19 protein-coding genes are annotated in these 19,287 nt (G+C 69.5%); 6 read left to right on the forward strand and 13 right to left on the reverse strand.

Annotation, left to right across the window (positions count from 1 at the left end; all coding sequences use genetic code 11):
- Positions 1 to 125: 125 nt before the first annotated feature.
- Positions 126 to 737, reverse strand: coding sequence for a response regulator transcription factor (locus ABD357_RS02195; RefSeq protein ID WP_003948568.1), 612 nt, complete (start codon positions 735 to 737; stop codon positions 126 to 128).
- A 398-nt stretch (positions 738 to 1,135) separates the two neighbouring features.
- Between ABD357_RS02195 and ABD357_RS02200 the strand changes: the two genes are divergently transcribed.
- Positions 1,136 to 1,465 (forward strand): WhiB family transcriptional regulator, encoded by a 330-nt coding sequence (locus ABD357_RS02200; protein WP_344387076.1) that lies wholly within the window; start codon positions 1,136 to 1,138, stop codon positions 1,463 to 1,465.
- Positions 1,466 to 1,531: 66 nt separating this feature from the next.
- On the opposite strand, the gene ABD357_RS02205 is transcribed toward ABD357_RS02200, so the two are convergent.
- Positions 1,532 to 2,482, reverse strand: coding sequence for a LysR family transcriptional regulator (locus ABD357_RS02205; protein ID WP_344387078.1), 951 nt, complete (start codon positions 2,480 to 2,482; stop codon positions 1,532 to 1,534).
- An 80-nt stretch (positions 2,483 to 2,562) separates the two neighbouring features.
- Between ABD357_RS02205 and ABD357_RS02210 the strand changes: the two genes are divergently transcribed.
- From ABD357_RS02210 to ABD357_RS02220, 3 genes are all read left to right on the forward strand, one after another.
- Entirely contained in the window at positions 2,563 to 3,228 is a 666-nt protein-coding gene (locus ABD357_RS02210; protein WP_344387079.1) for an MOSC domain-containing protein, read from the forward strand.
- A gap of 76 nt (positions 3,229 to 3,304) precedes the next feature.
- Positions 3,305 to 4,078, forward strand: a complete 774-nt coding sequence (locus ABD357_RS02215; protein ID WP_344387081.1) for an SDR family NAD(P)-dependent oxidoreductase — start codon at positions 3,305 to 3,307, stop codon at positions 4,076 to 4,078.
- A 175-nt stretch (positions 4,079 to 4,253) separates the two neighbouring features.
- Complete coding sequence (locus tag ABD357_RS02220) at positions 4,254 to 4,961, forward strand: ester cyclase (RefSeq protein ID WP_344387084.1); 708 nt, start codon at positions 4,254 to 4,256, stop codon at positions 4,959 to 4,961.
- Positions 4,962 to 5,096: 135 nt separating this feature from the next.
- Here the strand turns inward: ABD357_RS02220 and groL are convergent, their stop codons facing one another.
- The 3 genes from groL to ABD357_RS02235 all read right to left on the reverse strand — a co-directional run bounded on the left by groL (position 5,097) and on the right by ABD357_RS02235 (position 8,214).
- Positions 5,097 to 6,722 (reverse strand): chaperonin GroEL, encoded by a 1,626-nt coding sequence (gene groL, locus ABD357_RS02225; RefSeq protein ID WP_344387087.1) that lies wholly within the window; start codon positions 6,720 to 6,722, stop codon positions 5,097 to 5,099.
- Between the two features lie 105 nt (positions 6,723 to 6,827).
- Positions 6,828 to 7,136, reverse strand: a complete 309-nt coding sequence (gene groES / locus ABD357_RS02230) for a co-chaperone GroES (RefSeq protein ID WP_328769227.1) — start codon at positions 7,134 to 7,136, stop codon at positions 6,828 to 6,830.
- Between the two features lie 322 nt (positions 7,137 to 7,458).
- Positions 7,459 to 8,214, reverse strand: a complete 756-nt coding sequence (locus tag ABD357_RS02235) for a polysaccharide deacetylase family protein (RefSeq protein ID WP_344387089.1) — start codon at positions 8,212 to 8,214, stop codon at positions 7,459 to 7,461.
- Positions 8,215 to 8,286: 72 nt separating this feature from the next.
- On the opposite strand from ABD357_RS02235, the gene ABD357_RS02240 reads away from it, so the two are divergent.
- Positions 8,287 to 9,639: a class I SAM-dependent methyltransferase gene (locus ABD357_RS02240; protein WP_425584722.1), complete on the forward strand. Its 1,353-nt coding sequence runs from the start codon at positions 8,287 to 8,289 to the stop codon at positions 9,637 to 9,639.
- On the opposite strand, the gene ABD357_RS02245 is transcribed toward ABD357_RS02240, so the two are convergent.
- The 3 genes from ABD357_RS02245 to ABD357_RS02255 are packed head-to-tail and all read right to left on the reverse strand — an operon-like array spanning position 9,636 to position 12,524.
- Positions 9,636 to 10,814 (reverse strand): dipeptidase, encoded by a 1,179-nt coding sequence (locus tag ABD357_RS02245; RefSeq protein WP_344387174.1) that lies wholly within the window; start codon positions 10,812 to 10,814, stop codon positions 9,636 to 9,638. The two genes, ABD357_RS02240 and ABD357_RS02245, sit on opposite strands and share 4 nt — an antisense overlap.
- Positions 10,815 to 10,827: 13 nt before the next feature.
- Complete coding sequence (gene purE, locus ABD357_RS02250; RefSeq protein WP_344387090.1) at positions 10,828 to 11,388, reverse strand: 5-(carboxyamino)imidazole ribonucleotide mutase; 561 nt, start codon at positions 11,386 to 11,388, stop codon at positions 10,828 to 10,830.
- Positions 11,385 to 12,524 (reverse strand): 5-(carboxyamino)imidazole ribonucleotide synthase, encoded by a 1,140-nt coding sequence (locus ABD357_RS02255; protein WP_344387092.1) that lies wholly within the window; start codon positions 12,522 to 12,524, stop codon positions 11,385 to 11,387. The genes purE and ABD357_RS02255 overlap by 4 nt, the downstream gene beginning before the upstream one ends.
- Before the next feature lie 193 nt (positions 12,525 to 12,717).
- Here ABD357_RS02255 and ABD357_RS02260 point away from each other — a divergent pair, with 193 nt between their 5' ends.
- Entirely contained in the window at positions 12,718 to 13,257 is a 540-nt protein-coding gene (locus ABD357_RS02260) for a GtrA family protein (protein WP_344387176.1), read from the forward strand.
- Positions 13,258 to 13,271: 14 nt separating this feature from the next.
- Here ABD357_RS02260 and ABD357_RS02265 read toward each other — a convergent pair whose 3' ends face one another.
- The 5 genes from ABD357_RS02265 to ABD357_RS02285 form a co-directional block, all read right to left on the reverse strand.
- Positions 13,272 to 14,552 carry an ATP-binding protein gene (locus ABD357_RS02265; protein ID WP_344387094.1) on the reverse strand — a complete coding sequence of 427 codons (1,281 nt, stop codon included), beginning with the start codon at positions 14,550 to 14,552 and terminating at the stop codon, positions 13,272 to 13,274.
- A gap of 68 nt (positions 14,553 to 14,620) precedes the next feature.
- Positions 14,621 to 15,298: a response regulator transcription factor gene (locus ABD357_RS02270; protein WP_344387095.1), complete on the reverse strand. Its 678-nt coding sequence runs from the start codon at positions 15,296 to 15,298 to the stop codon at positions 14,621 to 14,623.
- A 342-nt stretch (positions 15,299 to 15,640) separates the two neighbouring features.
- Positions 15,641 to 16,972, reverse strand: a complete 1,332-nt coding sequence (locus ABD357_RS02275; RefSeq protein ID WP_344387177.1) for a hypothetical protein — start codon at positions 16,970 to 16,972, stop codon at positions 15,641 to 15,643.
- Between the two features lie 83 nt (positions 16,973 to 17,055).
- Positions 17,056 to 18,216 carry a hypothetical protein gene (locus ABD357_RS02280; protein WP_344387097.1) on the reverse strand — a complete coding sequence of 387 codons (1,161 nt, stop codon included), beginning with the start codon at positions 18,214 to 18,216 and terminating at the stop codon, positions 17,056 to 17,058.
- A complete protein-coding gene (locus ABD357_RS02285) occupies positions 18,213 to 19,187 on the reverse strand; it encodes a COG1470 family protein (protein ID WP_344387178.1) in 975 nt (324 codons plus the stop codon). Before ABD357_RS02285 ends, ABD357_RS02280 begins: the two co-directional genes overlap by 4 nt.
- Positions 19,188 to 19,287 lie beyond the last annotated feature (100 nt).

The following is a 19,287-nucleotide window of genomic DNA, read 5'->3' on the forward strand; positions in this document are numbered from 1 at the left end:
GGAACTCCACACCTCAAGGATGCGGCATCGGCGCCGAAACGAGCAGCGGGCACCTGTCGGGCCCTCTCTCCACCCCCGCCCACCACGCGGCAGGCGGGGATTTTCCTACCCCCGCTGCACTTCACCTAACGGACCAGGCCCCACCGGAAACCGAGCGCCACCGCATGGGCGCGGTCCGAGGCGCCGAGCTTCTTGAACAGGCGCCGGGCGTGGGTCTTGACGGTGTCCTCCGAGAGAAACAACTCACGGCCGATCTCCGCGTTCGACCTGCCGTGGCTCATGCCCTCGAGCACCTGGATCTCACGCGCGGTGAGCGTCGGTGCGGCGCCCATCTCGGCGGAGCGCAGCCTGCGCGGGGCGAGCCGCCAGGTCGGGTCGGCGAGGGCTTGGGTCACGGTGGCCCGCAGCTCCGCGCGCGAGGCGTCCTTGTGGAGATAGCCGCGGGCACCGGCGGCCACGGCGAGCGCCACACCGTCCAGGTCCTCGGCGACGGTGAGCATGATGATGCGCGCACCGGGATCGGCGGACAACAGCCGCCGGACCGTCTCCACGCCACCCAGACCGGGCATGCGTACGTCCATCAGAATCAGGTCCGAGCGGTCGGCGCCCCAGCGGCGGAGGACTTCCTCGCCGTTGGCCGCCGTCGTCACACGCTCGACGCCGGGCACGGTCGCGACCGCGCGGCGCAACGCCTCTCGGGCAAGCGGGGAGTCGTCGCAGACGAGGACCGATGTCATGGCTGTCCTCCGCGGCTCTCACAGCTGCTGCGCGTCACCTTGAGCCTCCAGGCTGGTACGAATCGTCACCTGTGCGGTCGATACTCGCCGACGGATTCTGCCGTCCGACCGAGCGTTTGTTCCTTCAACCGCCTCAGCACACTCAACGACGGTCACTCGAAAGAGTTACGGGGCGGTGAGCCATCTTCGGCACTCTACGTGAGGGCGCGGACACGGTGCAGACACCCGCAAAGGACCCTCAAGGTTTCACCACAAGGCGTGCCCCATTCAGACGTTTTTCTTCCCATTCGCTGGTGTCTGTAGCTAGATTCGCAATGAGTCATATTTTCATCTCCTTAGATCGTCTACATGCGATCATGGGCAGGTATCCGCCTGAACGGCCACAAGGGGACAACGCAATGGCAGATTTCTCCCGCCTTCCCGGACCCAACGCGGACCTGTGGGACTGGCAGCTCCTCGCGGCCTGTCGCGGAGTCGACAGCTCCCTGTTCTTCCACCCGGAGGGCGAGCGCGGGGCAGCCCGTAGCGCTCGCGAGAACTCGGCCAAAGAGGTCTGCATGAGGTGCCCGGTACGCGCGGAGTGCGCGGCGCACGCGCTGGCGGTGCGCGAGCCGTACGGGGTGTGGGGCGGACTCACCGAGGACGAACGCGAAGAGCTCATGGGACGCGCCCGCAACCGGCTGGTATCGGCTTCCGCGCCGAGCGGGGGCCTTCCGTCGAACAACTGAACACTCGAAGGAACGTTTCTGCGCAGGGCTTGCCCAGTGGGATGCTCTGCTGGGGGTGTGCTGTTCTCAGCGCGCCGCGGCGCGGGCCAGCTCGTTCAGCGTGGCCGCCACCGCGGGCACATGGGCCAGGTCGGGCAGCGTGAGCGCGACGATCTCCCGCCGGAGTGCGGGTTCCACCGTCACCGTGCGTGCCCTTTTGGGGCGTACGGACTCGATGGCGAGTTCCGGCAGGACCGCGACGCCGAGACCCGCACCGACCAGACCGACCACAGCCGGGTAGTCGTCGGTCGCGAAGTCGATACGCGGAGTGAAGCCGACGCTCTCGCAGGCCTCGACGAGCTGGCCGCGGCAGCGGGGGCAGCCCGCGATCCACGGGTCCCCGGCGAGTTCGCCGAGGGCGACCGACTTCGCACGGGCCAGCCGGTGCCCCTCCGGTACGAGCCCGACGAGCCGGTCGCTGAGCAGGGGCCGCACCACCAGGTCGTCCCACTCCCCCACGCCCTCCGCTCCCTCGCCCGCCCGTCTCTCACCACCGCCCTTGTTTCGAGGGGCTTCGCCCCGCTCCTCATATCTGAAGGCCAGCGCCACGTCGCAGTCGCCCTCGCGGAGCATCTCGACCGAGTGCGGCGGCTCCGCCTCCTCCAGGGAGACCCGGGTGCCGGGGTGTGCGGCGCGCAGGGCAGCGAGCGCGGTCGGTACGAGCGTGGAGCTGCCGCTGGGGAACGAGACCAGGCGGACCCGGCCCGCACGCAGGCCCGCGATCGCGGCGACCTCCTCCTCGGCGGCGGTGAGGCCGGCGATGATGCCCGCGGCATGGCGCACAAGCGCCTCGCCCGCCTGCGTCAGACGCATTTCGCGGCCCGTGCGGATCAGCAGCGGGGTACCGACGGAGGCTTCGAGGGCCTTCATCTGCTGACTCACGGCGGGCTGGGTGCAGCCCAGCTCACGCCCCGCCGCCGAGAAGGAACCGGTGGCGGCCACGGCGCGCAGCACGCGGAGATGACGGGCCTCGATCACGTCCTGAGCATAAGCGCATCTTGGGTACGTTGCCGGATATTGCGTCGCCCCTTTGGTCGTCCATCGCCTAGCGTGCCGATATGAAGCTTCTGTCTTTGAATCTGGGCCGGCCCGAGGTCAGCGAGCACACGGATCAGCCGGAGCGCGTGACCGGGATCGACAAGCGGCCGGTGAGCGGCCCGGTGCGGGTGGCGGCGCCCGGGCCCAAGGGAGTCGGCGCCAGCGGAGTGGCCGGGGACGCCGTGTGTCACACGCGGCATCACGGTGGGGATCATCAGGCCGTGTACGCCTTCGCGCGGGAGGATCTCGACGACTGGGAGCAGGAGCTGGGGCGCACGCTGGCCAGCGGCACGTTCGGCGAGAACCTCACCACGGAGGGGCTCGACGTGTCCGGCGCGAAGATCGGGGAGCGCTGGCGGATCGGTTCCGAGGTCGTCCTCGAGGTCACCAGCGGGCGGATTCCGTGCAGTACGTTCCAGGGCCATCTCGGGGAGAAGGGCTGGGTCCGGCGGTTCACGCGGAAGGGGGCGCCGGGCGCGTATCTGCGGGTGATCGAGCCGGGAGAGATACGGGCCGGGGACCCTATCGAGATCGTGCACCGGCCGGACCACGAGGTGACCGTCGCCTTCCAGTTCCGCGCGGTCACCACCGAGCGGGAGCTGCTGCCGCGGCTGCTTGCGGCGGGCGATGCGCTGCATCCGGAGGCGATCGAGAGGGCGCGGACCTATATGGCGCAGCAGAGTTGAGAGACCGTCACCCCGGCGGGGCGGAATCCGGGAATCCGGTGCTCTCAAGTCGGCAAGCACTCAATAACCTTGGGCCATGACAACGGCTCTGATTACGGGATCGACCGCGGGCATCGGCGCCGCCTTCGCACGGCGACTGGCCTCAGACGGCCACAACCTCGTGCTGGTGGCGCGTGACAAGAAGCGGCTCGGTGAGCAGGCGACCGAGTTGCACGACCGGCACGGCATCGAGGCGGAGGTGCTGTCGGCGGACCTGGCGACGGACGACGGCATCGAGGCGGTGGCCGGCCGCCTCTCCGACCGTAAGCACCCGGTCGACCTGCTGGTCAACAACGCCGGCTTCGGCAACAAGGGCCGCTATCTGGACGTACCGATGGCGGACGAGCTGAAGATGCTCAAGGTGCACTGCGAGGCGGTGCTCCGGTTGACCTCGGCGGCTACGGAGTCCATGCGGGAGCGGGGCCGTGGAGGTGTCGTCAACGTCGCGTCGGTGGCCGCGTTCCTGCCGCGCGGCACCTACGGGGCGTCCAAGGCGTGGGTCGTGCAGTTCACGCAGGGCGCGGCGAAGGATCTGGCCGGGTCCGGGGTCCGGCTGATGGCGCTGTGCCCCGGATTTGTGCGTACGGAGTTCCATGAGCGGGCCGGGATGGGCACGGACAACATCCCCAACTGGATGTGGCTCGACGCCGACAAGCTGGTCACGACGGCCCTCGCGGACCTGGCCCGCGGCAAGTCGGTGTCCATCCCCGACCCTCGCTACAAAGCCCTCATGGGCATGGTGAAGGTGGCCCCGCGCGGCCTGCTCGGCGGGATCAGCTCGAGGACGGGCCGGAAATACGGGCCGCAGTAGCCCGCGGCCGTCGCAGCCGGCGCCTGCTCGACTCCAGCCCTTATTTCAAGCTCCTCAATTTTGAGGCCCTCGTTCAAAGCATCCAGTCAAGTCGCTCATTCAACTAAGACACTCCTGGGCGATTTTCACTAAAATGGTGGATTCAGCCGGAGTCAGGGGGGCTGGAGGCGGCGTCATGACCTTTGTGCAACTCATCGACTGCAAGACGAGTCGGTTCGACGAGGTGAACCGGCTCATGGACACCTGGGTCGAGCGGACCAAGGGAAAGCGGACGGCGACGCACAGTCTGATCGGCCAGGACCGGTCCGACTCGTCGCACATCATCGAGATCGTCGAGTTCCCGTCGTACGAGGAGGCTATGCGGAACTCGAATCTGCCCGAGACGGATGAGGTCTTCCGCGAGATGGTGGCGCTCTGCGAGGAGATGCCGACGTTCACGGACCTGGACGTCGTACGGGACGAGCAGTTGTACGCGGCCAATGCCAGCAGGCTCTTCGAGGCGATGGGCACGAAAGGTGAACTGCCTCCGCTCAACGATCTGATCGCGGAGAACTACCACGACCACGATCCCTCCAACGACCAGGACACCATCGGACTCGACGCGATACGGCGCGAGATGGGGATGTGGCGCGCAGCGTTCGACTTCACGTTCACCCTCGACGACCAGATCGCCGAGGGCGACCGGGTCTGTACGCGCTGGACCTGGAACGGCACCCACAAAGGTGACTTCCTGGGGATCCCGTCGACCGGCAGGACGGTCAGCATGACCGGAACGACCATCTTCCGCTGCCGGGAGGACGGCAAGATCGTCGAGGGCTGGTGGCAGTACGACCGGCTGGGGCTGATGGCCCAGCTCGGAGTGCTCGACCAGCTCGAGATCTAGCCGGTAAGCCGAGCAGACGGCCGGGCATCCGGCTTGGCAGCGCGAAAGGCCCGGTACCCCCCGCTTGGGCCCCGCTTGGGGTACCGGGCCTTTCACCGGGCGTCGTCAGGGACGTACCGCCCTACTGTCCGAGGCTCAGTGGGAGTGACCGTGGCTGTGGCCCCCGGCCTCCGGCTCCTCCTCGGCCGGCTTCTCGACGACCAGGGTCTCGGTCGTCAGGAGCAGGGAGGCGATGGAGGCGGCGTTCTCCAGGGCGGAGCGGGTGACCTTGACCGGGTCGATGACGCCCTGCTTGACCAGGTCGCCGTACTCGCCGGTCGCGGCGTTGAAGCCCTGGTTCTTGTCGAGGTCGGCCACCTTGGCGGTGATGACGTAGCCCTCGAGGCCCGCGTTCTCCGCGATCCAGCGCAGCGGCTCGACGACGGCCCTACGGACGACGGCGACACCAGTGGCCTCGTCGCCGGTCTTGCCGAGGGAGCCCTCCAGGACCTTCGCGGCGTGGACGAGCGCGGAGCCACCACCGGAGACGATGCCCTCCTCGACCGCGGCGCGGGTCGCGGAGATGGCGTCCTCCAGGCGGTGCTTCTTCTCCTTGAGCTCGACCTCGGTGGCCGCGCCCACGCGGATCACGCACACGCCGCCGGCCAGCTTCGCGAGGCGCTCCTGGAGCTTCTCGCGGTCCCAGTCGGAGTCCGTGGTCTCGATCTCGGCCTTGATCTGGTTGACGCGGCCCGCGACGTCGTCGGACTTGCCGCCGCCGTCGACGATCGTCGTGTCGTCCTTGGTGACGGTCACGCGGCGGGCGGTGCCCAGCACGTCAAGACCGGCCTGGTCGAGCTTGAGGCCGACCTCCTCGGCGATGACGGTGGCACCGGTGAGGGTGGCCATGTCGCCGAGCATCGCCTTGCGGCGGTCGCCGAAACCGGGGGCCTTCACGGCCACCGCGTTGAACGTGCCGCGGATCTTGTTCACGACCAGGGTCGACAGGGCCTCGCCCTCGACGTCCTCGGCGATGATCAGCAGCGGCTTGGAGGAGTTGGTCTGGATGACCTTCTCCAGCAGCGGCAGCATGTCCTGGATGGAGGAGATCTTGCCCTGGTGGATCAGGATGTACGGGTCGTCGAGGACGGCCTCCATGCGCTCCTGGTCCGTCACGAAGTACGGCGACAGGTAGCCCTTGTCGAAGGCCATGCCCTCGGTGAAGTCCAGCTCGAGACCGAAGGTGTTGGACTCCTCGACGGTGATGACACCGTCCTTGCCGACCTTGTCCATCGCCTCGGCGATCAGCTCGCCGACCTGCGGGTCCTGGGCGGAAAGCCCGGCGACGGCGGCGATGTCAGCCTTCTCGTCGATCGGGCGGGCGGTCGCGAGGAGGTCCTCGGAGATCGCGGCGACGGCCGCGTCGATGCCCTTCTTCAGGGCGGCGGGGGACGCGCCGGCGGCGACGTTCCGCAGGCCCTCGCGCACGAGCGCCTGAGCGAGCACGGTGGCGGTGGTCGTACCGTCACCCGCCACGTCGTTGGTCTTGGTCGCCACCTCCTTCACCAGCTGGACGCCGAGGTTCTCGTACGGGTCCTCGACCTCGACCTCGCGGGCGATGGTGACGCCGTCGTTGGTGATGGTGGGCGCGCCGAACTTCTTGTCGATCACGACGTTGCGGCCCTTGGGGCCGATGGTCACCTTGACCGTGTCGGCCAGCTTGTTGACGCCGCGCTCGAGGGCGCGACGGGCGTCCTCGTCGAACTTCAGGATCTTCGCCATGGAGCTGAGTCAGTCCTTTCGGGAAAAACGAACCGCGCCCCCGGCGCCCGGCTTCTTAGTGGTTGCGGGGGGCCAGGGGCGCAGTTCAAAGCAAACCTGGGTGAATTACTTCTCGATGATCGCGAGCACGTCGCGAGCCGAGAGGACGAGGTACTCCTCGCCGCTGTACTTCACCTCGGTGCCGCCGTACTTGCTGTACAGCACGATGTCACCGGTCTTGACGTCGAGCGGCAGGCGCTCGCCGTTCTCGAACCGGCCCGGGCCCACGGCAAGGACGACGCCCTCCTGGGGCTTCTCCTTCGCGGTGTCCGGGATGACCAGGCCCGAGGCCGTGGTCTGCTCGGCCTCGACGGCCTGGACCACAATGCGGTCCTCGAGCGGCTTGATGGCAACCTTGGAGCTGGCGGTCGTCACGATCCGACCTCCCCCTTCGGAGATCTCACGGGGTTAACTGTCTGAGGTGGCGACCAGGTCGATCCGTCGTCGCGGGTGCCGGACCTGCCCGTCGCGTTGTTGGCACTCTCCACTGGGGAGTGCCAGACCTGAGACTATGACCGCGATTAGCACTCGGTCAAGCGGAGTGCCAATCGCCTCCGGCGTGTTCGAGGTTTTGGGCACCCTGCACTGGTGTCGCCGGCCGGGCGGGGGGTGCCCAGGGTGGGCGGGAATGCGCGGGTGGGTGGGTGGTTGATCGGCCTTGCGGCCTCGTCCTCAAACGCCGGACGGGCCGATTTGGCTAGAGGTAGTCCTCCAAGCGCGCCAGCGTGAAGCCCTGCTCCTGGATGCGGGTCAGCATTCTGGTCGTGGCCTCTGTGAGGCTTGTGCCGTGCTGGCCCTCTGGGCAGTGGAGGATGTCGCCCGGCCTGAGGCGGTCCTGGTTGCTCCACAGGATCACCGCCGTCAGTCCGCAGTCCGCGGCCGCTCTGAGCGTGTCGTCGTTGTAGGCGCCGTACGGGGGGCGGAAGAGGCGGGGCCGGATTCCGAAGCGTTGCCTGAGTTTCTCCTGTTGGCCGCAGATCTCGGCTCGCTGGCCGGCGTAGGGGAGGCCGGGCAGGTAGGGGTGGTCCAGGGTGTGGTTCTGGACGCTCGCGCCTACCGCGCGCAGGCGGCCGAAGTGCGCGTACCCCGGTCCGACGACGCTGTCCGTGAGGAACATGGTGACCGGCAGCCGAAGTTCGCGGACCATGTCGACGAACCTCGGGTCCCGCTCGGCGCCGTCGTCGAAGGTCAGGAAGACGACCTTGTCGCGGGTGGGGACGCGGTCGACGACGGGCGGCAGGCCCGGACCCGCGGGGCGTACGGCGGGGCGGGCGGGTGGCTTCGGCGCCGGGGGGAGCGGGGCGGCCAGGCCCCAGCGGCGGTATGTCGTGGCCGGGAGGCTGTGGGTCCGCAGCGCCGACGTCGCCTTCTTGTCGAGCCGTTCGACCGGGTCGACGGACCGGGAACAGCCGGTGGCGCCTACGGCGAGCAGTGCGGACGCGAGTACGGCCATGGCGAGAGCGCGGCTGAAACCAGTTCTGCCATCTTGTCGTACTGAACGCATGGTCCCGGATCCTCACAGGCCATGGGCCCTACGAGCCCCCGACACCACCGCCGGGCGCGCACCATCCACCGACTGGCCCACAATGGAACCGTGGACGATCACGACCCCCTGGCCTCCTTCGCCGCGCTGCTCACCGACCGCGGACGGTTTCTGCTCGACGAGGTGCGGGAGGTCGAGCCGGCGCAGGAGCTGGCCGTGGCCACGCGGTTGCGGCGGGAGCATCCCGTCGAGCTCGTGTCCGCGGCGATCGCTCAGGCGCGGTGGCGGCAGCGGGCGGTGGGGAAGTTCGGGGGCGCGGACGCCGGGCGGATGTTCTTCACCGCTAACGGGGTCGAGCAGGCGACCCGGGCGACGGTCGCGGCGTATCGGGCGGAGCGTTTCACGGAGCTCGGCGTACGGTCCGTCGCCGATCTCTGCTGCGGCATCGGCGGCGACGCGATCGCTCTCGCCCGCGCGGGGGTACGTGTCCTCGCTGTCGATCGCGACCCGCTGACCTGCGCGGTGGCGCGAGCGAACGCCGACGCGCTCGGGCTCGATGACCTGATCGACGTACGGGAGGCGGATGTCACGGAGGTCGACACGTCCGCGTATGACGCCGTCTTCGTCGACCCTGCCAGGCGTGGCGGCAGACAAGGAGGGGCCGCGCGCTGGGGGTCCCCCCAGGCATTCAGCTCTGGGGGAGCGTCGGTGAGGGGCGGTGGTCGGGTGACGGGCGGGCGTGTCTTCGATCCCGAGGCCTACTCGCCGCCTCTGTCCTGGGCCATCGACGTGGCACTCAAGGCGCCTCATGCCGCGCTGAAGGTCGCGCCGGGGATTCCGCACGAGGCGGTCCCGGGCGACGCCGAGGCCGAGTGGGTCTCGGATTCCGGTGACGTGAAGGAGGCCGTGCTGTGGTTCGGCACCGAACCCGGGCTGGTGCGCGCCACTCTGCTGCCAGGGCCGCGCCGCCTGCGCGGCCGTGGGCTGCCCGATCCTCAAGTGCGGCCGCCGGGGCGGTACTTGTACGAACCCGACGGTGCCGTCATCCGCGCCCACCTGGTCGCGGAGGTCGCCGAGGAGGTCGGCGGCGGACTGCTCGACGAAACGATCGCGTACGTCACCGCGGACGCCGTGACCCCGACCCCGTACGCCACCGCCTACGAGATCACCGACCAACTCCCCTTCAGTGTCAAGAAGTTGAAGGCGCTGCTCCGAGAGCGCAAGGTCGGAACCCTGACCGTCAAGAAACGCGGCTCAGCGGTCGAGCCGGAGGAACTCCGCCGCAAGGTGAAGCCGCAGGGGCCGAACTCGGCGACGGTGTTCCTGACGCGGGTGCAGGGGGCCCCGACCATGCTGATCGGGCACCCCGTCCAGCGGCAGAAGTCCCCTGGTTAGCCGTCCAGTTGTGCCAGTGTCGCGTTCGACGGCCCCCTGCGGGAGCGCTCGGCGCGTGCCACGTCCTCCGCTGCTCCCAGGACCCGTACGGCGTTCTGCCAGGTCAGCTTGGCGAGGTCGGGCTTTGACCAGCCGCGGCTGAGGAGTTCGGCGATGAGGTTCGGGTAGCCCGAGACGTCGCCCAGGCCGTCGGGGGTGAAGGCCGTGCCGTCGTAGTCGCCGCCGATGCCGATGTGGTCGATTCCGGCGGCCTCGCGCATGTGGTCCAGGTGGTCGGCGACCGTCGCGGCCGTGGCGACCGGGCGGGGGTGCGCGTCCTCGAAGGCGCGGTGGACCTTCATTGCCTCCGACGTGGTGTCCAGGGGGTGGAAGCCGTGCTCACGCATGTTCTCGTCCGCCGCCCCCGTCCAGTCGACGGCCGCCTGGAGGACGAACTTCGGCACGAACGTCACCATCGCCACGCCGCCGTTGGCCGGCAGGCGCTCCAGTACGTCGTCGGGGATGTTGCGGGGGTGGTCGCACACGGCGCGCGAGGAGGAGTGGGAGAAGATCACGGGCGCGACGGTCGTGTCCAGGGCGTCGCGCATCGTCGTCGGCGCGACGTGCGAGAGGTCCACGAGCATGCCCTCGCGGTTCATCTCCCGGACCACCTCGCGGCCGAAGGCCGACAGGCCGCCCACGCCCGGCTCGTCCGTCGCGGAGTCCGCCCAGGGGATGTTGTCGTTGTGGGTGAGGGTCATGTAGCGGACGCCCAGCGCGTACAACGCCCGTAGCGTGGCGAGGGAGTTCGCGATCGAGTGGCCGCCCTCCGCGCCCATCAGCGAGGCGATACGGCCCTCGCCGCGCGCCGCCTCCATGTCGGCGGCCGTCAGCGCTGCCCTCAGGTCCGCGGGATGGCGCGCGATCAACTGCCGTACACAGTCGATCTGTTCGAGCGTGGCGGGCACGGGCTCCGACAGGTCCGAGCGGACGTACACCGACCAGAACTGGGCGCCCACGCCGCCCGCGCGCAGCCGCGGCAGATCCGTGTGCAGGTGCGCGCTCTGGTCGGTGGCGAGGTCGCGGGCGTCGAGGTCGTAGCGGACCTGTTGGCGCAGGGCCCAGGGGAGGTCGTTGTGCCCGTCGGCGACCGGGAACTCCCGCAGCAGTTCCCGGGCTTCGTCCAGGGACGTCAGCGGCGCCACCCCCTCAGCTCCCCGAACCGAAGCCGAAGCCCGCCACGCCCTCGGCCTTGGCGCGCAGCCGCTTGCCCTTCTCCGCCGCCTGGTCGTTCAGCTCCTGCTGGAACTCCCGCATACGGCCGCGGAGTTCCTCGTCGTGGGCGCCGAGGATACGGGCCGCGAGCAGTCCGGCGTTCCGCGCGCCGGCGACCGACACGGTGGCGACCGGCACCCCGGCCGGCATCTGCACGATCGACAGCAGCGAGTCCATGCCGTCCAGGTGCTTCAGCGGCACGGGCACACCGATCACGGGCAGCGGGGTCACGGAGGCGAGCATGCCCGGCAGATGGGCGGCCCCGCCCGCACCCGCGATGATCACCTTGATGCCGCGGTCCGCCGCCTCCTCGCCGTACGCGATCATCTCGCGCGGCATCCGGTGCGCGGAGACGACATCGACCTCGTACGCGATCTCGAACTCGTCCAGGGCCTGGGCCGCCGCTTCCATGACGGGCCAGTCGGAGTCCGAGCCCATGACGATGCCGACGACGGGACCCGCCGAAGAATCTGCAGACTCAGCCGAAGTGCTCATTCGGTGATCGTCCCTCTCAGGTATGCGGCTGCGTGACGGGCGCGGTCGAGGACGTCGGCCAGGTCGTCGCCGTAGGTGTTGACGTGACCGACCTTGCGGCCCACCTTCACATCCTTGCCGTACATATGGATCTTGAGCTGCGGGTCGCGGGCCATGCAGTGCAGGTACGCGGAGTACATGTCGGGGTAGTCGCCGCCCAGGACGTTCACCATGACCGTCCACTTGGCGCGCGGGCGCGGGTCGCCGAGGGGCAGGTCGAGGACCGCGCGGACGTGGTTGGCGAACTGGGAGGTGATCGCACCGTCCTGGGACCAGTGGCCGGAGTTGTGGGGGCGCATGGCCAGCTCGTTGACCAGGATGCGGCCGTCGCGGGTCTCGAAGAGCTCGACGGCGAGGTGGCCTATGACGTCCAGTTCCTTGGCGATGTTCAGGGCGAGCTGCTCGGCATGGAGCGCCCGCTCCGCGGGGAGGTCCGGGGCCGGGGCGATCACCGTGTCACAGACGCCGTTGACCTGCCGGGACTCCACGACCGGGTATGCGACCGCCTGGCCGTGGGGCGAGCGGACGACGTTCGCGGCGAGTTCCCGTACGAAGTCGACCTTCTCCTCGGCGAGGACCGGTACACCGGCGCGGAAGGGATCCTCGGCCTCCGCCGCGGACCGTACGACCCACACACCCTTGCCGTCGTAGCCACCGCGGACGGTCTTGAGTACGACGGGAAAGCCCTCGCCCTCCGCCGCGAACGCGGCCACGTCCTCGGGATCGCTCACGATCCTGTGCCGTGGACACGGCACCCCGATCGCGTCGAGTCTCGCGCGCATCACGCCCTTGTCCTGGGCGTGCACAAGAGCGTCGGGGCCGGGGCGTACGGGAATGCCGTCCGCCTCCAGGGTCCGCAAATGCTCGGTGGGCACATGCTCGTGATCGAAGGTGATCACATCGCAGCCCCGCGCGAAGTCACGCAGCGTGTCGAGATCGCGATAGTCGCCGACGACGACATCGCTGACGACCTGCGCCGCTGAGTCCTGGGGAGTGTCACTGAGGAGCTTGAATCTGATGCCGAGCGGGATGCCAGCCTCGTGCGTCATACGAGCGAGCTGACCCCCGCCGACCATGCCGACTACGGGGAACGTCACGCACCCAGGGTAACGGGCGCCCCGGGGCGCCCAAGCAGCCCGCATGATCATCGAAAGATCCGCATGTTCATCACCTACCGGCCACATCTTCCGGCTCTGCCCAGGACTGGACGGGAAGAGCTGGATAGCATGGCCAAGTCGACGGAGGTTGACGAAGTTGGCATATCCGACGAGACGGGGGCCGGGCGACACCATGGGCAAAGGTGGTTCACGCGGGGCACATGCCGCGCCGCGCAGCGCGGTACGCCAGCGCATCGACCGGCTTACGCGAGAGGTCGCCAAGTTCGGGGCGGTCGGCGGCATGGGGCTACTGGTCAACCTTCTCGTCTTCAACCTCGTACGCAGCACCACGGACCTGCAGGTCGTGCGGGCCAGTGTGATCGCCACGGTGGTGGCGATCGTCTCCAACTACATAGGGTTCCGCTACTTCACCTACCGCGACCGCGACAAGAGCGGCCGCACCAAGGAGCTCTCGCTCTTCCTGCTGTTCAGCGCCATCGGCCTGGTGATCGAGAACGGCATTCTGTTCGCCGCCACCTACGGCCTCGGCCTTGACAGCCCCTTGCAGAGCAACGTCTTCAAGTTCCTCGGCATCGGTATCGCGACCCTGTTCCGCTTCTGGTCCTACCGCACCTGGGTGTTCCGCACACTCCCGGCCCGTGAGGCCGTGGCCAGTGCCGAATCGTTCCTGACGGAGGACCGCCCGACCCGCCAGTTCCAGCGCATGCGCTGACACCGGCCCGGGCGCTATCGCACTGTCTGCTCCGGCTCCTGGCCCGCCGACGCCCGCTTCTTCGGCGTACGCGACAGGAACAGGCCGAAGACAGGCGGCTGGGCCTGGAGCATTTCGAGCCGGCCGCCGTCCGCCTCCGCCAGGTCTCGGGCCACGGCGAGGCCGATGCCGGTGGAGTTCTGGCCACTGATGGCCCGCTCGAAGATTCGGGCACCGAGCTCGGCGGGGACGCCCTCGCCCTCGTCGGTCACCTCGACCACGGCCTGGTTTCCGGTGACGCGGGTGCGCAGGGCGACCGTGCCGCCGCCGTGCATCAACGAATTCTCGATCAGGGCGGCCAGCACCTGGGCCACCGCTCCGGGGGTGCCCACGGCCTGCAGATGCCGTTTGCCCGAGCTGACGATGGCGCGTCCCGCGCTGCGGTAGGCGGGGCGCCATTCCGCGAGCTGCTGGTTGATGACCTCGTCCAGGTCGAAGGTGACGGCTGAGCCGGTTCGCGGGTCGCGGGAGTTGGTGAGCAGCCGCTGCACCACGTCCGTGAGGCGCTCCACCTGGCCGAGCGCGATCGTCGCCTCCTCCTTCACCGTGTCCAGGTCGTCGGTGAGGGTGATCTCCTCCAGTCGCATGGACAAGGCGGTGAGGGGCGTACGGAGCTGGTGGGAGGCGTCGGCGGCCAGCCGGCGTTCGGCCGTGAGCATCCGGGCGATGCGCTCGGCGGAACTGTCCAGCACATCGGCGACGCGGTCCAGCTCCGGCACTCCGTACCGCTTGTGGCGCGGTCGCGGGTCCCCGGAACCGAGCCGCTCCGCGGTCTCGGCGAGGTCGGTCAGCGGGGAGGCGAGCCGGTTGGCCTGGCGTACGGCGAGCAGTACGGCGGCGATCACCGCGAGCAGGGCGACGGCGCCGATGATCAGGAACGTACGGCCGACTTCGCGGGTGACCGAGGACCGCGGCTCCTCGACCGTGACCGTCTCGCCCTCCTCGCCCCTGGCCTCCTTCGACTGGATGACCTCACCGCTGGGCTTGGTGCCGATCTCGATCGGATCCCGCCCCGGAATCTCGACGAGCGCATACCGCTCGCCCGCGACCTGATCCTCGAGAATCTCGGCACTGATCTGCTCATCCCCGAGAATCCGGCTGTCGACGATGCTGGCCAGCCGCAGCGCCTCCAGATCCACGCGTTCCTGCGCACTGGCACCGATGGTCCGGGTCTCGACGATGACGAGCGAAACCCCGAACACGGCAATCACAACAAGGACCACGGCGAGAGTGGACTGAATAAGACGGCGACGCACGGGGCCCTCCGGGCAGCTGGTTTACGAGGTCCAGTGTGCGCGACCAGCCACGACGAACTCGCAGCGGTTCAACTTTTCTCGAAGCGGAACCCCACGCCCCGTACCGTGGCGATGTACCGAGGATTGGCCGCATCGTCACCGAGCTTCTTGCGCAACCACGAGATATGCATATCGAGGGTCTTGGTGGACGACCACCACGTCGTGTCCCACACCTCACGCATCAACTGGTCACGCGTGACAACCCGCCCCGCGTCCCGCACCAGCACCCGCAGAAGATCGAACTCCTTGGCCGTCAGCTGGAGCTCCTCGTCCCCCATCCACGCCCGGTGCGACTCGACATCGATGCGCACCCCGTGCGTGGTGGGCGCCTGCTGCGGCTCCGTGGCCCCGCGCCGAAGCAGCGCCCGGACCCGGGCGAGCAGCTCGGCGAGACGGAACGGCTTGGTGACGTAGTCGTCGGCGCCCGCGTCGAGGCCCACAACGGTGTCCACCTCGTCGGCGCGCGCGGTCAGGATGAGGATCGGGATGGTATGGCCTTCGGCGCGCAGCCGACGGGCCACCTCCAGTCCGTCCATACCGGGCAGCCCGAGGTCGAGCACGACCAGATCGACGCCACCCTGGATGCCGGCGTCGAGCGCGGTGGGTCCGTCCTCACGAACCTCGACCTCGTAACCCTCCCGGCGCAGAGCACGGGCCAGCGGCTCCGAAATGGACGCGTCGTCCTCGGCGAGCAGTACTCGGGTCATGGGGTGATGGTAGTCCGACGTGGACAACCGCCGTGAGGGAAGATCGGGATCTCTCTACCCCCGTCCAAAAGCCCGCACCCCCGACCACCCGCACTCTCCCACCGGCGGGAGGGGACGTGGGCCGGTGCGTCGTATGCCGGTCGCGCAGGTTCTGTCTCAGGCCGCCTACGCCCTGTATCAGCAAAGGGCCGTACGCCCCGCCTGCGACGGGCTGACGCACCGGCCCACGGCCCCGCACCCACAGACCACCCAGGGGCGCGGGATGTGACATCAGCGGCTACGCCGAGGGGCGCGACCAGCCACAACGGACCCGCAGGCGACATACGGCCCTGGACAGCCCAGCTAGCGCAGGCGTCCTCGCGGCATAAACGTGAACACAGCCCCACCCAACAAAATCGTCGTACCCGCCAGCAGCCCCAGCGCCCGCAGCAGCCCGCTGTCGTCAGACCCCGTGTCCGCGAGGCCACCGCCCGAGGAAGCGGGGCCGGCGCCCGACGTACCCGCTCCGCCGGCGGAGCCACCCGCGGAGCCACCCGCAGCCCCGCCCGGTTGAGACGAGGTATCCAGCGTCAGCGAAACCTCACTCTTGGCCGGCGTACACGTAGTCGTCGTACCCAGCGCCTCCACCGTCAGCACACCCGGTGAAAGCGTCGACTCACCGTCCGCCCCCGGCTTGTACGTACCTGTCAGGTCGGGGATCTCGATCGGGTCACCCGACTTGATCGGCTCCGGGTTCGTCGGCCCTTCCACTCGCACCGTGCCCTTGTCCGCGCCGCCCAGCACGACCTCCATCGACGGCTTCACGGAGTCCGCCGGAATGTCCGCGGGGCTGTCCATGACCGACTTCTTGAACTGCACCGTCAGCCCGAAGTTCCCGCCGTCCTTCTTGGCGTCGATCTGCACGGGAGAGGTCGCGTTCTTGTCCCCGATCGGCGTCTTGCACTCGTACGGGATCTCGACCTCCTTGCCTGTGAACTCGGTCTGCCCGCCCCCGGACCCACCGGAGTCCGAACCACCGGAGCCTCCGCTGTCACCCCCGGTCGCGCTCTCAGAGGGATCCGAGGGAGACGACGGAGGCGCGCTCCCGGTCGGCAGCTCCGTCGGAACCTCCGTGGGCACCGACGGCACCCCCGTCGGCAGTCCACCCGTCGTGCCCCCGGAGTCTCCCCCGCTCACCTTGATCGTCGCGGCCGACTTCACCGCCTCCGTCGGCGTGCACTTGGTGTCCGCGGACACCGGCTTGTTTACGTTGACGTTGTACGCGTCCGGGGTCAGCGTGACCTCCCCGGCCGCCGTCAGCTTCAGCGTGCCCTTCATGTCGGAGAGCTTCATGTCGCTGTTCTTCGGGATGGCAGGGTTCTGCCGCGGCCCCTCCATGGCGATGTCGCCGGTCTGCGCGCCGCCCGCCTTGAGGGTGCCGGTCGGCTGGACGGTGTCCTTCTCCAGGTCGATGATGTCGGGGTTCTTGGAGGCGGCCTTCACGAACTTCCAGGTGATCTGCACCTCGTCCCCGACCTTCGCCTCGGCGGGCGCGGTGATCTCCACCTGGGTCGTGCCCTGCACCGGGTCCATCCCGGAGATCGCGGGCGGTACGCACTCGGTCTTGTACGACACCTCGGCCGCCTGGGCGGGCACCGCGGCCACCCCGAGCAGGATGCCCGCGCCGCCGAGCATCAGCGCGACTCCGGCTGCGCTCGCTCTGGGGCGCTCCTGCACTCCGAGGCCGCCGCCTCCGGGCCGGACTCTCCGTTGCGTGCTCACGAGTTTCCCTTTCTGGTGGGGGGCGTAGGGCTGTTCTCTTGCGGTGCGGAGAGCTGACCGGCCTCGGCCCCCGGATCGGCGTCCGGGGTGAACCACGGCAAGGTCGGGTTCGTACGGGTGTCACCGTCGGCGTCTGCGTGGGGGGACGACGCCGTGGACGAAATGCTCAACTTCGGCATGCGTATGGTGACTTCGGGCAGTCGCAGACTCCGGCGCGGACCGGCGTGCCCGCCACCGCCACCGCTCCTCGGGCGGGAGCCCCAGCGCCCGGCCGGCCTGGACCTGCCCTGCGGACGTACGCGGTCCACCACGGCCATCCCGATCCGGAACACGGCGGCCGGTACGACGATGAAGAGCAGGATCCAGAACAGCGTCACGCCCCAGGGGCGGCCCACGCCCCAGGGCTGTTCGGCGAGCACCTTGCCGCCGTACTTCACCGAGACCGTGTAGTCGCCGTGCGCGCCGGCCGACAGTTCGACGGGCAGTTCGATCTGCGCCTTCTTGCCAGGCTCGATGGTGCCGCGCCACTGCTGTTCCTCCCACTGCGGGGCGAACACGCCGTGTGAGGTGCCGACTTGGAAGACGGGATCCTTGACGGGCAAGGAGCCGACGTTGCCGACGGTGAAGACGAAATCGCGGGACGGCGACGCGCCGAACCAGGTCAGCAGACCGCTCGAACCGTCGAGCCGGGTGTCGGTGAGCACCGAGAGCCGCCCGCTGGTGTCCTCCTTCGGCAGGGATTCGACCTCATGCCCGGCGACCAGGAACGCCGCGTCCGCGTCTGCCTTCTCACCGGTCACGGTCGCCACGTGCACCACGCACGGGCACGGCTGCGGCGGCTCGACGACCGGCAGTTTCTTGCTGAACGCGCCCTTCTCATCCGTGGTGACGGCGCGGCCGTCCGAGTTGGCGCAGGAGTTGGTGCCGCCGATCACGCCCCGGTCGGGCGAGGACTGACCGCAGATCAGCATCATGAGGAGGGCGTCCGGCCGCCATCCGGAGCCGGTCACCGTGATCGAACCGCCCGTCCCCGCCTGGGACTTGGACAGCTTGACCTCCGGTTTCCCGTCCGCGCCCGTAGCCGCCCCGCCCAGGGGGAGCAGGAGCAGCGCGAGCACCGCCACCACCAACGCCGGAACCCGCACCTTCCCGCTCACGTCACCGCTCCCGTCAACTCGACTTCCGTACGCGGCTGTTCGGGCCCACCGGGTCCATCGGATCCACCGGGTCCACCAGGCCCACCGGGCTCGCCTGACTGCGCGGTGCGCCTTCGACGTCGTACGAGCCAGCCGGCACCGCCCGCACACAGCACGAGCCCGCCCGCCAGGCCCGCGACCGCTCCCCACGGCACGAACCGCGCCGCCGTGCCCGCCTCGTCGTGCGCCCCGTCCGCCGCCGTGACCGTGAGTCTCACGTCGACCGAGTCGAACGCGGGCCGGTCTGGCCAGGGCTCGCGGAGGGTGACGCGTCGGCCGGGGAGCAGTTCGACGGGGAGGGTGCGCGGGGCGCGGTCGAGCACCTCGCCGAACAGTCCGTCGGCGCGTACGGCGAGCTTCGGGGTCAGTACGGTGTTGCCGCGGTTGACCAGGTCGTACGAGATACGGCCGTCCCGTACGGCCACGTCCTCGACCGTGAGCGCGGACAGGGTCGGGCCGCCGACCCGCAACTGGACGCGTACGGCCGCGGACCGGCCGCCGCCGCTCGCAACGATCGCGCCGGGGTGGTCACCGGGGATGGCGCCCTCGGGCACGCCGATGGTGAATGGAACATCGGCGCGGGTCCGCGCGGGCACCTTCACGGTCTTCTCGGCGAAGGTGATCCACGAGCCGGTGTCGCGCGGCTTCGCCCGCAGCGCGAAGCCGCCGCCCGCCTGACTGTTGTCGGCGTCAGCGCCCCGCAGCCGTACGGTGAGCGGCTCCTCGCCCGGGTTGATCACCGACACCGTGTCCTGCAGGACCGCACCGGGCGCGCCCTCCGCGTAGAAGTACGGCCGCCCGTCCCGGCCGCCCGCCGAGGGCACGACGGACCAGCCCTCGTCGGCCACGGCGGTGGGTGCGACGCCGGGCAGGCCGAGCAGAACTGCTGCGGCGAGAGCGAGGACACAGAGGCCACGGGCGGCGGACTGCACGGATGTCACAGGCGGCTCCAGACCAGAAGGTGCGGCGTACGGCGAGCGCAGCGAGATGGGGGTCCCCCGGCCGAAGGCTGGGGGAGGCTCGTCCTGCGCG

It is taken from the genome of Streptomyces vastus, from assembly GCF_039532825.1.
GTDB lineage: Bacteria > Actinomycetota > Actinomycetes > Streptomycetales > Streptomycetaceae > Streptomyces > Streptomyces vastus.